Origin of the sequence: Amycolatopsis magusensis, from assembly GCF_017875555.1 — a bacterium.
GTDB classification, from domain to species: domain Bacteria; phylum Actinomycetota; class Actinomycetes; order Mycobacteriales; family Pseudonocardiaceae; genus Amycolatopsis; species Amycolatopsis magusensis.
In genome coordinates this window covers 775954-789384 of the sequence record NZ_JAGGMS010000001.1, presented here as the reverse complement: position 1 = coordinate 789384, position 13431 = coordinate 775954, and the positions used below count along the sequence as shown (strand labels likewise).

General features: G+C 70.3%; 13 protein-coding genes. 5 read left to right on the top strand and 8 right to left on the bottom strand.

The annotated features are described in order from the left end of the window. Positions 1 to 5: 5 nt before the first annotated feature. On the bottom strand, positions 6 to 302 hold the full coding sequence (locus JOM49_RS03735; protein ID WP_209662971.1) for an antibiotic biosynthesis monooxygenase family protein: 297 nt from the start codon (positions 300 to 302) through the stop codon (positions 6 to 8). A gap of 9 nt (positions 303 to 311) precedes the next feature. Then, positions 312 to 1748 (bottom strand): M1 family metallopeptidase, encoded by a 1437-nt coding sequence (locus tag JOM49_RS03730; protein WP_245369226.1) that lies wholly within the window; start codon positions 1746 to 1748, stop codon positions 312 to 314. Positions 1749 to 1762: 14 nt separating this feature from the next. Here JOM49_RS03730 and JOM49_RS03725 point away from each other — a divergent pair, with 14 nt between their 5' ends. Next, positions 1763 to 2527, top strand: a complete 765-nt coding sequence (locus tag JOM49_RS03725; RefSeq protein WP_209662969.1) for an alpha/beta fold hydrolase — start codon at positions 1763 to 1765, stop codon at positions 2525 to 2527. Here the strand turns inward: JOM49_RS03725 and JOM49_RS03720 are convergent. After that, entirely contained in the window at positions 2517 to 3578 is a 1062-nt protein-coding gene (locus JOM49_RS03720) for a peptidoglycan recognition protein family protein (RefSeq protein WP_209662968.1), read from the bottom strand. The genes JOM49_RS03725 and JOM49_RS03720 overlap by 11 nt on opposite strands. A 188-nt stretch (positions 3579 to 3766) precedes the next feature. Next, a complete protein-coding gene (locus tag JOM49_RS03715) occupies positions 3767 to 4642 on the bottom strand; it encodes an iron-sulfur binding domain-containing protein (RefSeq protein WP_209662967.1) in 876 nt (291 codons plus the stop codon). A 76-nt stretch (positions 4643 to 4718) separates the two neighbouring features. Between JOM49_RS03715 and JOM49_RS03710 the strand changes: the two genes are divergently transcribed. Beyond that, complete coding sequence (locus tag JOM49_RS03710; RefSeq protein WP_209662966.1) at positions 4719 to 5255, top strand: TIGR03086 family metal-binding protein; 537 nt, start codon at positions 4719 to 4721, stop codon at positions 5253 to 5255. 56 nt (positions 5256 to 5311) lie between these two features. Here JOM49_RS03710 and JOM49_RS03705 read toward each other — a convergent pair whose 3' ends face one another. Next, positions 5312 to 6412 (bottom strand): LacI family DNA-binding transcriptional regulator, encoded by a 1101-nt coding sequence (locus JOM49_RS03705; protein ID WP_209662965.1) that lies wholly within the window; start codon positions 6410 to 6412, stop codon positions 5312 to 5314. Positions 6413 to 6564: 152 nt separating this feature from the next. On the opposite strand from JOM49_RS03705, the gene JOM49_RS03700 reads away from it, so the two are divergent. From JOM49_RS03700 to JOM49_RS03690, 3 genes are read left to right on the top strand one after another with little or no spacing between them, the layout of a single operon-like run. After that, positions 6565 to 7557 (top strand): metal ABC transporter solute-binding protein, Zn/Mn family, encoded by a 993-nt coding sequence (locus JOM49_RS03700; RefSeq protein WP_209662964.1) that lies wholly within the window; start codon positions 6565 to 6567, stop codon positions 7555 to 7557. Further along, entirely contained in the window at positions 7554 to 8369 is an 816-nt protein-coding gene (locus JOM49_RS03695) for a metal ABC transporter ATP-binding protein (RefSeq protein WP_209662963.1), read from the top strand. Before JOM49_RS03700 ends, JOM49_RS03695 begins: the two co-directional genes overlap by 4 nt. Continuing rightward, positions 8370 to 9263 carry a metal ABC transporter permease gene (locus tag JOM49_RS03690; RefSeq protein ID WP_209662962.1) on the top strand — a complete coding sequence of 298 codons (894 nt, stop codon included), beginning with the start codon at positions 8370 to 8372 and terminating at the stop codon, positions 9261 to 9263. On the opposite strand, the gene JOM49_RS03685 is transcribed toward JOM49_RS03690, so the two are convergent. The 3 genes from JOM49_RS03685 to JOM49_RS03675 form a co-directional block, all read right to left on the bottom strand. Next, positions 9217 to 10530 carry an alginate O-acetyltransferase AlgX-related protein gene (locus JOM49_RS03685; RefSeq protein ID WP_209662961.1) on the bottom strand — a complete coding sequence of 438 codons (1314 nt, stop codon included), beginning with the start codon at positions 10528 to 10530 and terminating at the stop codon, positions 9217 to 9219. The genes JOM49_RS03690 and JOM49_RS03685 overlap by 47 nt on opposite strands. Before the next feature lie 13 nt (positions 10531 to 10543). Beyond that, positions 10544 to 11770 (bottom strand): DUF445 domain-containing protein, encoded by a 1227-nt coding sequence (locus JOM49_RS03680; RefSeq protein WP_209662960.1) that lies wholly within the window; start codon positions 11768 to 11770, stop codon positions 10544 to 10546. Between the two features lie 467 nt (positions 11771 to 12237). Continuing rightward, positions 12238 to 13410: a DUF445 domain-containing protein gene (locus JOM49_RS03675; protein ID WP_209670750.1), complete on the bottom strand. Its 1173-nt coding sequence runs from the start codon at positions 13408 to 13410 to the stop codon at positions 12238 to 12240. Positions 13411 to 13431 lie beyond the last annotated feature (21 nt).

The window sequence follows — 13431 nt, the reverse complement described above, 5'->3', positions numbered from 1 at the left end:
CTGTGCTAGTCGGTGCTCAGCACGACCTCGAATTCGAGCAGGCTCGCGCCGCTGGCGACGGGCTTGCGCTGCCCACCGTGGGCCTCCTTGGCCGGGCCGTCGGCCCACGCCTTGAAGTGCTCCTCGGTCTCCCACTTGGTGTAGACGAAGTACCGGTTGTCCCCGGCGACCGGGCGCAGCAACTCGAACGAGATGAAGCCGGGCTGCCCGTCCACCGCGTGGAGGCGGTTCGTGAACCGCTTCTCCAGTTCGGGGCCGGCGCCCTCGGGGACCTCGATTGCGTTGATCTTCACCACTGCCATGCCCCCAGCCTAGCGGCGAAGGGAGCCGGGGTAGAGGTGCTCGTCGTCGGGGAGGGTGGTGCCGCGGAACCAGGCGTCGAAGAAGGGGGCCAGGTCGGTGCGGCCCGCCTTCTCGGCGATGAACGCCTCGAACTCCCGCCAGGTGGCGTTCCCGTCCTTGTGCAGCGCGGGCCATTCCTTCAATGCCGCGGCGAAGGGTTCGTCCCCGATCGTCCGCCGCAGGGCGTGCATGGCGAGGATGCCCTTGTCGTAGACACCGTCGAATTCGGCGCCCGCGGTGGCCTCGTGCAGTTTCGCCGACCACAACCGTGTGCTTTCCCGCGTCCGGTCGAGGGTCGAGTGGTACTGCTCGTCGAGGTCCGCGCCCTCCTTCGCCTCCGCCCACAGCCACTGGCTGTAGCTGGCCACGCATTCGTTCAGGCACACGTCCGACCAGTCCCGGACCGACACCGAGTTCCCGTACCACTGGTGCGCCAGCTCGTGCACCACCGTCTCCAGGTCCGCCCAGTTCGCGTAGGTCGGCCGCCCCTGCGTTTCCAGCGAGTACCCGATCCGGTCGTCGGTGTAGATGCCGCCGGTCGCGGTCTGCGGGTACGGGCCGAAGCGCGACGCCAGGAACTCCACCGCCTCCGCTGTGCGAGCCGCCACCGAGCGCTGCTCCTCCGCGCCCGGCGCGTACGCGTTGACCAGCGGTTTCCCGTCCGGCAGCGTGCTCCGCTCGAAGGTGAACCGGTCGATCGCCACGGTGGTCAGGTAGCTGGCGACCGGGGTGTCGTCGCGCCAGGTCGAGGTGGTCCAGCCGTCGGCGGTCGCGGTCTGCTCCTCGACCCCGCCGGACACCACGGACCAGCCCTCCGGCACCCGTGCGGTGACCCGGAAGGTGGCCTTGTCGCGCGGGGTCTCGTTCACCGGGTACCAGTACGCGGCCGAGTGCGGCTGCCCGACGACGTAGGCCCCGCCCGACGGCGACGGGTGCCACCCGCCCGCGCCGAGCCCTTCCTCGCCGGTGCCCGGGACGCCGGAGTAGCGCACCCGCGTCTTGAACGTCCGCCCAGTTGCAAGCGTTTGCGCCGGGGTGATCACCAGCTCGAAGTCGCTCTCGCGGGTGAACTCCGCCTGCTGCCCGTCGACCTCCACCGACGCCACGTCCAGTCCGCGCAGGTCCAGGTTGAACCGGTTCAGGTCCTGGGTGGCCTTCGCCGTGACGGTGGTGTCGCCGTCGAGCCGCTGGGCGGGCGGGTCGTAGGTGATCGACACGTCATAGCCGAGTGCGTCGTAACCACCGTTGCCGTCGTTCGGGTACGCCGGGTCACCCGCGCCGGGCGCGCCGGCCGAGGCGACCCCGGGCTGGATGGTGTCCGACGCGGGTGCGTCCGGACCGCCCGGGGAGCAGCCGATAATGAGCGGCACCAGGCCACAGAGGACGAGGTACTGGCGGCGGCGCATGGGCGGGAGCATAGATGGACCGGCGTGACACTGTTGTTGACTTCGGCGGCGAGGGGCCCCCGATCGTGTTGCTCCACGGGCTGATGGGCCGCGCCCGCACCTGGTGGCCGGTCGCGCAGTGGCTGAAGCCGTACGGGCACGTCGTGGCGCTGGACGCCGCCGGGCACGGGCGGGCCGCGAAGACCGGGCCGTGGCACACCGAGCGCTTCGTCGACGACGTACTCGACACGATCAGGTGGCTCGACGAAGGCCCCGCCATCGTGATCGGGCATTCGATGGGTGGGCTGCACGCCTGGGGTGCCGCGGCCACCGCGCCCGAACTGGTGCGCGCGGTGGTTTCCGAGGACATGGCACCCGACCAGGTCGGCAAGAGCGTGGACGAATGGCGTTCGTACTTCGATTCCTGGCCGGTCCCGTTCGAATCACTCGCGCACGTCCGCGCGTTCTTCGGCGACCTCGGCGACTACTTCACCGAATGCGTGGTGGAACGGGAGGACGGCTTCCACCTCGCGGCCGAGCTCGAGAACCTGTACGAGATCGCGGGCGAATGGGGCGTGCGCGACTACTGGTCCATTGTAGACAAAGTCGGCTGTCCGCTGCTGGTAGTCGAAGGCGGGCGGGGCTCGATGCCGCCGGGTCAGCAGGCCGAGGTCGCGGCCAGGGCGGTGGACGGCAGGCACGTCGAAGTGCCCGGTGCGCACCACGTGGTGCACCTCGCCGCGCCCCGGGCGTACCGGGGCGCGGTCGAGGCCTTCTTGTCCGAAGTGCTCAGCCGTTGAGCAGTTCTTTCCACGCCTGCGTGGAAAGTTCGGGAGTGCTAGAGGAACGCGCACCGGCGGCGTCGGTGAGCACGGCGGCCGCGCGGGCCGCCTCGCTGTCGGTGCCCGGCTTCACCGGACGCGCCAGCTGCGGCCAGATGTCGGCGCCGAAGAACCCGGTCTCGTCGACGTGCGCCGAAGCGGTGCACTGGTGCGGCTCGATCCGGCGCGCGGCGACGAGCCCGGCCACGGCGTCCTTTGTGGACTGACCGAAGACCCCGTCCGTCGGCACGTTCGGCGCTCCGGAGTCACGCAGCAGGTGCTGGGCGGCGAGCACCTTCGGCCCGGTGTCGCCCGGCTTGAGCAGCGGCCATTCCAGCGGCTGCTCGACCCGCGTGCCGAGCGCGTTCCCGACCGCCGTGCGCAGTTCGGGCAACCGGCCGTAGAGCACCCCGCCGGGGCACTCGGTGGAGTTGAAGTCCCGGTGCCCTTTGATGTTCGCGGTGCCGATGCCGTACTGGCTCGCCATGTACGCGACCAGCTTCACCAGTGAGTTCCACAGCGCCGGCGTCACGTCGACCTCGGTGTAGAGACCCTCGTTCTCGATGCCGATGACCTGGCTGTTGTACCCGCCGACGTTGGCGCCCTGGACGTGCTTCGTTCCGCCCCGCAGGGTTTTCAGGCTTTCGTGCCTGCCCTCGGTGATGTGGCCGCCGCGGCTGTTGGTGAACTGCTGCCCGGTGTCGATCCAGCCCCGGGTGTCCATGTGGAAGTTCTGGATGGCCCGGGAGGCCCAGTAGGCGCGCTCCAGGGAGAAGTCGCTGGTGTTGCCCGGGTCCACGGTGTGGTGCACCACGATGTAGGTGGGCTTGTGGTTCTCGATGGTGATCGCCCCGCTCGGCGGGCGGGCGCCCCAGGCGGCGGTGCTGTGGATCGTCGGTTCCGGCGCCGCGCCGGCGGCGAGTTCGGCGTTCGCGGCACGGGCGGTGAGGCTGCCGAACGCGCCGACGGCGGTCACGGTCAGCCCGCCCTTGAGCGCGGTTCGTCGGTCGAAACCCGGGTTTCCGGCCATGTGTCGATCTCCCTCGGACAGGGCGCGGCGGCGCGCGCGGCCCCACCGGCCCAGATCGTTTTCAGGCGGTCATTCGGTTATGCGCAGGTGTACATCGCAGGGTGCGCTCCGGAACCGTAACCGCAGGCGCAGCCACAGACAATAGATAACCAACTTTGGTCTGGAAATGTGGGAAGCTGCCCTAAAGATCAATGTTCACCTGGGAGAGCGAACAACCCCGCGGCCGTTTGCTCGACCAGACCGTCCACCAGTAGCGAGTCCAGGCACCGGTCCCGCTGCCCGGACTGCGACCACACGAGGTCCAGCCGGGCCTTCTCCACCGGCCCCTCGGTGCCGCGCAGCACGTCCAGCAGCAGGCCCCTGACCTGCCGATCGGTGCCGGCGAACTTCTGCACGACCTTCGGCGGGCCCGCGTAGGCCGGGCGCCCCGCCCGCTGCCAGGCGCACTCGTCGTAGAGCGGGCAGTCGGCGCAGCGCGGCGTGCGCGCGGTGCAGATGAGCGCGCCGAGTTCCATCAGCGCGGCGGACAGACGGGCCGCGCGGTCCGCTTCGGGCGGCAGCAACGCTTCGACGTCGTTCATGTCGCGGGTGTTCGACGGCGGCCCGGCGTCACCGGCCCCGTGCACCGCGCGCGCGACCACCCGCCGGACGTTGGTGTCCACCACCGGGGCCCGCTTGCCGTACGCGAAGGTGGCCACCGCCCGCGCGGTGTAGGCGCCGATGCCCGGCAACGCCAGCAGGGTGTCCACATCGGACGGGACCACGTCGCCGTGCTCGGCGGCGATCACCCCGGCCGCGGTGTGCAGCCGCAGCGCGCGCCGCGGGTAGCCGAGCTTGCCCCAGGCCCGCAGCACCTCGCCCTGGGAGGCGGCGGCCAGCGAGGACGGCAGCGGCCAGCGCGCCATCCACTCGTGCCAGATCGGCTCGACCCTGGCCACCGGCGTCTGCTGGAGCATGATCTCGCTGACCAGCACGCCCCAGCCGGTGCGCTCGGGGTGCCGCCACGGCAGGTCGCGCGCGTGGGTGGCGAACCAGTCGATCAGGGTGTCGGCATCAATGGACATTGGTTGGATTTTAAGGTCGGTCTCCTGGGGCCTCGTTCGTCGGGCTGGTGAAAGCCCGTCCGACGAAGGAGACGAAATGACCACCAAGATCGCCTTGGACCGGTTCGAACAGCTGCTCACCGCCGTGCCCGCCGACGGCTGGGAACGGCCCACACCCTGTGCGAAGTGGGCGATCGCCGACCTCGCCGGGCACGTCATCGCCGTGGTGCGGCTCGGTCGTGAACTCGTGCTGGGGGCTGAGTTCCCGCAGGCAGGGGAGGAGACCCGCGAGGCCGACCCGGTGGCCGCGTGGCGGGAAGCGCGTCAGGGACTGGAGGACGTGCTCGCGAAGGCGGACCCCGCCACCGAAGTGGCCGCGCCGGTCGGCCGGGTGCCGTTGCCCACCATGCTCGACACGTTCTTCCTCACCGAGCTCGTGGTGCACAGCTGGGACCTGGCCACGGCACTCGAGGTACCGCCCGCGCTCGACCCCGAACTGGTGCGCAAGGTGGACGACTACGTACGCCCGTTCGGCGGCGAAGGTACGGACGGCGTGTTCGACCCGGCCGTCCACAGCGCGGCAGGCGCCGACGAGACCACGCGCCTGGTGAACCTGCTGGGGCGCGTGGCTTAGGCGCTGTGTGGTGGGTCTGGGCGCGGAGAGCGCGACCTTGACTCACCGGACCGCGCCTAAGGGCCGAACCACATCTGCTCGGCGGTGCGCGGCGGGGCTGAGGACGAGCGGACCTTCAGCTCCGTCGGCAGGGTGATCACCCGCGGGGCCCCGTGCTCGGCCGAGGCCAGCAGCAGCTTCCCGGCTGCCCTGCCCTTGTCCAGCACGGGCTGGTGCACGGTGGTCAGGCCGTGCCGCTCGGCCTCGGCGATGCCGTCGAAGCCGGTCACCGTCAGCTCGGCGGGGACCCGCAGGCCGCGGCGGTCGGCTTCGGCGAGCGCGCCGAGCGCCAGGATGTCCGAGGTGCAGATCAGGGCGGTGACCTGCGGATACGCGTCCAGCAGCTGCCGGGCGGCGGAGGCGCCGTCGTCCACGGTGTGCTCGAAGCGCTCGACCACCGGCACGCTCGCCCAGTCCACGCCGACCGCCTCGAAGGCCTTGGCCAGCGCGGCGAGGCGGGTGCGCTGCACGTGGAAGTGGGCTTCGCGCTGACGCGGCACCGAGGCGAAGTCGTCGTTGCGCTCGCGGGCCAGCCGCATGCACAGCACGCCGACCTGGCGGTGGCCGAGTTCGACCAGGTGGTTGGCGAGGCCGGTGATGGCGGCGGCGTCGTCCGGGCCGACGCGGTCCACGCCCTCGACCCGCGGCTGGTCGACGATCACCGTGGGCACCGGCCGCTGCAACACCGCGGCGAGGTGCGGGTCGTCGTCGGGTACGGAGTAGACGACGAACCCGTCGACCCCGGCGCGGTGCACGGCCGCGACGTCCTCGCGGCCCGGGCTGGCGGGCACCAGGTGCAGGCCGACGCCGGCGTCTTCGCAGGCCAGCGCGAGGCCTTCGAGGACTCCTATGGCGGCGGGGTCGCGGAAGGCGTAGGAGAGGTTCTCGGTGAGCAGCAGCCCGACCGCGCCCGCCTTGCGGGTGCGCAGCGACCTGGCCACCGGGTCCGGGCCGGGATATCCCAGCCGTCGCGCGGTTTCCAGCACGCGGCGGCGCAGCTCGGGGGAGAGCTGATCGGGCCGGTTGTAGGCATTGGACACCGTGGTCCTGGACACGCCCAACTCGGCCGCCAGTGACGCCAGCGTCGCCTGCCGCCTGGTGCGAATTGGACGACCCATCCGGTCACCGTAACGGTTCAGTTCCCGATGGTGAAGCGGGTGCCTGGTCACAGTTGATCTGCCCCCATCACCCGATGCGGTAAAGTGAATTCGACAACGGTTTCCATTAGCTACTGGCGGTGCACGGACCGCCCCCGTTCAGGAGAACCACCATGACCCCTCGCCGCCCGTACCGCCTGGCCGCCACCACCACGGCTGTCGCCGCGCTCGCCTTCGGGGCGGTGGCCTGCGGCAACGGTGAGCAGGCCGCCACCGCGGACGGCAAGGTCCCGGTGGTGGTCTCGACGAACGTCTGGGGCAGCGTGGTCACCGCGGTCGGCGGCGACAAGGTGTCGGTGAAGGCGATCATCGACGACCCGAGCGGCGACCCGCACTCCTACCAGTCCACCCCGGAGGACGCGGCCGACGCCGCCGGCGCCCGGCTGCTGGTGGCCAACGGCGGTGGCTACGACGAGTTTTTCACCCAGATGGCTGACCAGGCCCCGGAAGCCCGCAAGGTGGTCGCCTTCGAGGTCAGCGGGCACGCCCACGAAGAGCCCGCCTCCGAAGGTTCCGAAGCCCACGAGGCTCACGAAGGTGAAGCCCACGCCGAAGAGGGCCACGCCCACGAGCACGGCGAGGTCAACGAGCACGTCTGGTACGACCTCCCCACGGTGAGCAAGGTCGCCGACCAGATCGCCACCCAGCTGGGTGAACTGCAGCCCGCCGACGCCGGGGTCTTCACCGCCAACGCCACCCAGTTCAAGGGCAAGCTCGACGAGCTGACCAAGCAGACCGGGCAGATCGGCACCGCCAACCCGGACCGCAAGGTGGTCGCCACCGAGCCGATCGCGCACTACCTGCTCGAGACCGCGAAGGTCGCCGACGCCACGCCGCCGGAGTTCGCCAAGGCCATCGAAGAGGAGTCCGAGGTGCCCGCGGCCGCGCAGGACGCGATGAACCAGCTCGTCTCCGGCAAGCAGGTGCACGCCGTGATCAACAACGCGCAGACCACCAGCCCGGTGACCGAGCAACTGGTGACCACCGCGAAGAACGCCGGTGTGCCGGTGGTCGACGTGACCGAGACGCTGCCCGCCGGGGTCACCGACTACATTGCCTGGATGACCCAAGAGGTGAACGACTTGGCCGCGGCGCTGGGCCGATGACCCGGCCTGCCGTCGAAATCTCCGGCGCGCGCCTGCGCTTCGGCGAGCGCACGCTGTGGTCCGGTCTGGACCTCCAGGTGCAGCCGGGGGAGTTCCTCGCCGTGCTCGGCCCCAACGGGTCGGGCAAGACCAGCCTGCTGCGGGTCCTGCTCGGCCAGCAGGGCCTGACCGCGGGCTCGGTCCGCGTGGCGGGGCACGCGCCCGGCGGCAGCAACCCGAACATCGGCTACATCCCGCAGCAACGCGCGCTCGACGAGGGCCTGACCCTGCGCGGCACCGACCTCGTCGGCCTCGGCCTCGACGGGCACCGCTGGGGCACCGGCCTCTTCGGACTGTCGAAGCGCCGCCGCCGGATCGCCGACGCCCTCGAATCCGTCGGCGCCGAGGCCTACGCGAATTCGCCCGTCGGCCGCCTTTCCGGCGGTGAGCAGCAACGGCTCCGGGTGGCGCAGGCGCTGATCGGCGATCCCGAAGTGCTGCTCTGCGACGAGCCGCTGCTTTCGCTGGACCTCGCGCACCAGCGGGTGGTCAGCGGCCTGATCGACGAGCGGCGGCGCGAGGCCGACACCGCCGTCCTGTTCGTCACGCACGAGATCAACCCGATCCTGTCCTATGTGGACCGGGTGCTGTACCTGGTGAACGGGGAGTTCCGCATCGGCACCCCGGGCGAGGTGATGAGTTCGGCGACGCTGTCCGAGCTGTACCGCACCCACGTCGAGGTGCTGCGGGTCGGCGGGCAGATCCACGTCGCCGGCGCGCAGAGCGCGCTCTGCGAGGACGAACCCCACCACCTCACCGACCAGGTTTCCTGAATGGACAAGCTCTTCGACTTCGCGCTCACCGGGCGCCTCCTCGGCCTGCCCTTCGTGCAGAGCGGGCTGCTCGCGGCCGCCGTGCTCGGGGTGGTCGCCGGTCTGCTCGGCCCGCTGATCGTGATGCGCCGGATGTCGTTCGCCGTGCACGGCACCGCGGAACTGGCGTTCACCGGCGCGGCGGGCGCGCTGCTGCTCGGCGTCGGCGTGGAGTACGGCGCGCTCGCCGGTGCCGTCGTCGCCGCGCTGCTGCTCGGCCTGCTCGGCGGCCGGGAGTCCGAACGCGACTCGGTGATCGGCGCGATCCTGTCCTTCGGCCTCGGCCTCGGCGTGTTGTTCCTGTGGATCTACCCCGGGCGCGCGGCGAACAAGATGGGCATCCTGACCGGGCAGATCATGTCGGTGGACTCGGTCGACGCCACCGTGCTGGTGGCCGCCGCCGCGGTGGTGCTGGCCGTGCTCGCGGTGATCTACCGGCCGCTGCTGTTCGCCAGCGTGGACCGGTCGGTGGCGCTCGCGCGCGGCGTGCCGGTGCACACGCTGTCGGTGGTCTTCGCCGTGCTGGTCGGCATCGCGACCGCGATCGGCGTGCAGATCGTCGGCGCGCTGCTGGTGGTCGCGCTGATGGTGACCCCGGCCGCGGCGGCCGCGCGGGTCACCGCCAGCCCGCTGCGCGCGACCGTGCTGGCCATCGTGTTCGCCGAAGTGGCCGCGCTCGGCGGGATCGTGCTCTCGCTCGCGCCCGGCGCCCCGGCCAGCGCCTTCGTCACCGCGATCTCGTTCCTGATCTACCTGGTCTGCCGGACGATCTCTTACGTTCGTGGGCGTGCCCGCAAACGGGAGCAGGTCAGCGAATCGGTTTCGCGGCCAGCTGCGTCCGCACCGAGTCGATGAACCCGTCCTGCAGGAACGGCAGGTTCCCGGCGGCGATCCCGCGCTCGACCACCTCCAGCACCACCACCTCGGAGTCGGCGAAGGCCTTCACCGCGGCCGAGGTGTCGTTGCGCTGGTTGTGGTAGGCGAGCAGGGTCACGTCGCTGAACGCGGCGGTCAGGTACCGCGAGCTGACCTTGATGAACGAGTCGCCGTAGAGCAGCGTCTTCTTGGTCACCATGCCGGGCAGCGGGCGCTGCGTGCGGCGTTGCGGGTCCTCCATGTTGTCCACCGGTTCGGCCGCGCGGTCGTCGACGCCGTCGGGGCGCAGCTCGTACTTGGTGTTCGTCTTCGGCGCGCGCTTGCCGAGCAGCGGCGGGAGGTCGGCGTCGATGGTGTAGTCGCCGAACAGCGGGGTCTGCCAGAGGCGGGTCACGCCCGGCCGGATCGCCTCGGCCACCTGCCGCGACAGCACGATCGCGCCCTCGTCGGTCCAGTGCGAGTCGTTCGACGGGTAGATCGGGCGGTTCATCTTCCGCTGCGCGTCGTGGAGGTACGGCTGCAGGTCGACCGCGCCGGCCTGGCCGATGATCCGGTTCCACAGCTCCGGCGTGGCACTGGTGACGCAGTCCTTGCCGGGGTAGGTCGATGGCAGGTGCTGCGGCACCATCGTGGTCTTGTCCGGGGCCACCACCAGCACGAACTGGCGCCCGGAGTCCTCCACCGCGGCCCGCAGCTTGGCCAGCTGGCCGGTCGTTTCGGCGAGGGTGCGGGTCGGTGAGCACTTCGCCTCGGCGTCGTAGCCGTAGTACAGCCAGCCGTCCGAACCCTCCACGACCTGCCGGAACCCGGCGTCGCCGTTGGTCGGCCCGCCCGGTCCGACCGGCGGCTGCGCCCCCGGGGGCGGCGGCGGGCTGCCCGGCAACGGCCCGGACTTCGGCGCGCCACCCTGGTCCAGCGGGGCCGATTCGCCGAACAGCGTCCGGCTGATCCCGTCCGCGGCCTGGATCGCGCCACTGCGGAAGATCAGCTGGTCGGTGGCCCATTCGGGCAGGTCGGTGACCATGCCCCAGCCGTCGGAGAAGCTGGGGAAGGACTTGAGGCTGTGGTTCTCGATCTCGGCGGGCCGGGCGCCGAACACCCAGAGCAGTGTCGGCGTGACGAAGAAGGCGAGTGCGCAGATCAGCGCCGTCCGCTGGCGGCCGCTGTGGCGGGGCCGGTAGAGGGCGTGTTCGCGGGGCAGCCAGGCTTCGTGCACCGCGGGCAGCTGCTGGGGTCGTCGGGACACGCCCCCACCGTACTCAGTGGAGCATGAGCAGGACCTGCAGTTCGCCGACGAGGAAACCGATCACCCCGCCGACCGCGATCAGCTTCCACTCGTCCTGGCGGAAAGCCGGGCGCAGCAGGTTCTCGTACTCCTGGGGCGTGAGGTTGAGCATGCGCTCCTCGACCATGTGCGCCACGTCCATCGCCCTGGTCAGGTAGCCCTCGGCGTACCGGACGGTCTCCGGCAGCCGGCGCACCGCCCGTTCGGCCGCCGCCTGCTTCATCTCCGCCAGCCGCTGCGGGCCGATGGTCAGCGCCACCACCGGCCTGGCCAGGCTGGTCTGCTCGTCGATGGCCTTGGCCACCATGCGCTGCACCATCGCCACCAGCCGGTCCGACCGCGGGCCGCGCAGGATCGCATCGACCAGGTTGTGCACGGTCAGCACCTCGTGGGCGATCAGCTCACCGTACTGCCGCGCGACCTCGGTCCGCCGCTTCTGGAACTTGCCCTGCAGCGTCACCCGCGGCAGCACGCGCACCGGTTCGCGCGGCACGAAGATCAGCTTGATCGCCAGCCAGTCGGTGAACAGCCCGATGCAGCCACCGAAGATCGGCAACACCCACGGCTCCTTGGTCACCGCCCACACCACGGCCTGCACCAGGCCCAGCCCGAAGCCGAAGTAGATACCGGTGCGCGCGATGAACGCCATCTCCGGGCGCGAGGTCTCCCGGATCAACCGCACCAGCAGGGCCTTGTCCCTGGTCAGGTGCTGGACGGTCATGTCCTTGACGTCCAGGATCTCGTCGAGGTTCTCCCGGATCTCCAGCATCAGCTCGCGCACGACGCGCGGGGACGACGCCTGCAGCTGCTTGATGATCAGCTCCTGCGCCATCGTGGGCAGGGCTTCCCACATCCGCGGGTGGTACTCGGCGAGCACGTCCCGCGCGATCTCGTCGACCGCCCGCAGCAGCGGCTGCTCGAGCTCACCGGCGATCTTGTCCGGGTCGATCCGGTCGACGATCTCCTTGAGGTCGAGCAGGTTCGCGGTGAGCAGGTCGGTGGCCACCGACGCCATCCGCCCGCCGTGCTTGGGCACCACGCCCTGCCAGCCGAAGAACGGCTTGAGACCGACGAATTCGAGAGGCCGGAACATCATCTCGATGGCCACGCGCTTCGTCACGTACCCGATCAGCGCGGCGATGAACGGGATCAACGCGTACAGCGGCCAGTGCTCGGCGAAGTCAGCCAGCACCGCGTCCACCGTGTCCCCCTCACTGCTGTCGCGTGCACGGTAGCTGGGGCTTTTGGGGCTGCTGGGAGGGGGCCGCCCCGGATTTTCATTGTGACTACGGCGAGGATGACCTTGTCAAGGCGGGAAAGATGCCTTGACAAGGTCATCCTCGCCGTGTTTTTGGCTGTGGACCGGGGCGGGGTGGGGGGGTCTGGGCGGATTCCCGGCGGGGTGCCCGGGCGGCGGTTGTGCTGGTGGGCTGGTGGTGGCGGTTGGGCTGGTGGTGTGCGGCTGGGCGGGTCCCTGGTGAGGTGCCCCGGGTGGCGGTTGCGCTGGGGCGGGTGGCCGGTGGGGCGGTTGCGCTGGTGGCGGCGGCGGTGTTGGTGGCGGCGGCGGTGTTGGTGGGGGCTCGGCTGTGTCACGAATGTGGCTTTGGGGGCCGATTCCGCCCCGAAAGCCACATTTGTGTCCGGTGGGGCTGGACATCGGGCGGGCGGTCAGTGCAGTAGTAGGAGCACCTGTAGTTCGCCGACGATGCCGCCGATCACGGCGCCCACCGCGATCAGCTTCCATTCGTCCTGCCGGAACGCCGGGCGCAGGATGCCTTCGAACTCCAGTGGGCTCAGCCGGGTCATGCGGTCCACGATCGTGTTGCGCACGTCCAGTGCTTCGGTGGCGTACTGCTCCAGGTGCTTCACGGTCTCGGGCAGGTGCTCGATGGCCTTCGCGGCGGCGGCTCGTTTGAGTTCCTGGTACTCCCGGCCGCCGACGGTCAGGGCGACCAGCGGCTTGGCGATGCTCGCCTGCTCGTCGATGGTCCGCTGCACCTCGCGCTGGATGAGCGCGAACAGCCTGTCCGACTTGGGCCCGGTGAGCACGGCTTCCAGCACGTTCGACATGGTCAGCACCTCGTCGGCGATGAGGGTGCCGTAGTCCTGCGCGACCTGCGTGCGGCGCTTCTGGAACAGGCCCTGCCAGCGGAAGAACAGGAAGCCCTTCGGCTCACGCGGGAAGAAGATCATTTTCAGGGCGAGCCAGTCAGTGACGAAACCGGTGAGGAAACCGAACAGCGGCATGATCAACGGTTCCTTGGTCAGCGCCCACGCGGCGAACTGCACCAGGCCGATGACGAATCCGAAGTAGACACCCGATCGGGCGATAAATCGGAGTTCCGGCTGGGCCACCTCTTCGATCAGCCGGACGGTCAGCGCCTTGTCGCGGACCATCGCCTCGATCAGCATGTGGTCCACGTCGAGGACGTCGTCGATGTTGGCGGAGACCTCGCGCAGCAGCCGCGCGACCACCTTCGGTGCCTGCGCGCGGATCCGGTCGAGCAGCAGGCGCTGCGCCCTGGCGGGCAGCAGTTCCCACAACCGGGGCTGGTGCTGCTCCATCACCTCGCGGGTGACGTCCTCGACCGCGCGCAGCAGCGGCTCTTCCAGCTCGGCGACCATCCGGTCCGGATCGAGCCTGGCGAACAGTTCCCGCGGGTTCACCAGGTGGCTGGTGAGCAGCGCGACCGCGGTGGTCGCCATGCGCCGCGCGTTCGCCGGGATGACGCCCTGCCAGCCGAGAAAAGGCGGTATGCCGCGGAATTCGAGCGGTTTGAACATCATCTTGATGGCCACGCGTTTGGTGACGTAACCGATGAGCGCCGCGATGATCGGCATCGTCGCGTAGACGTGCCAATG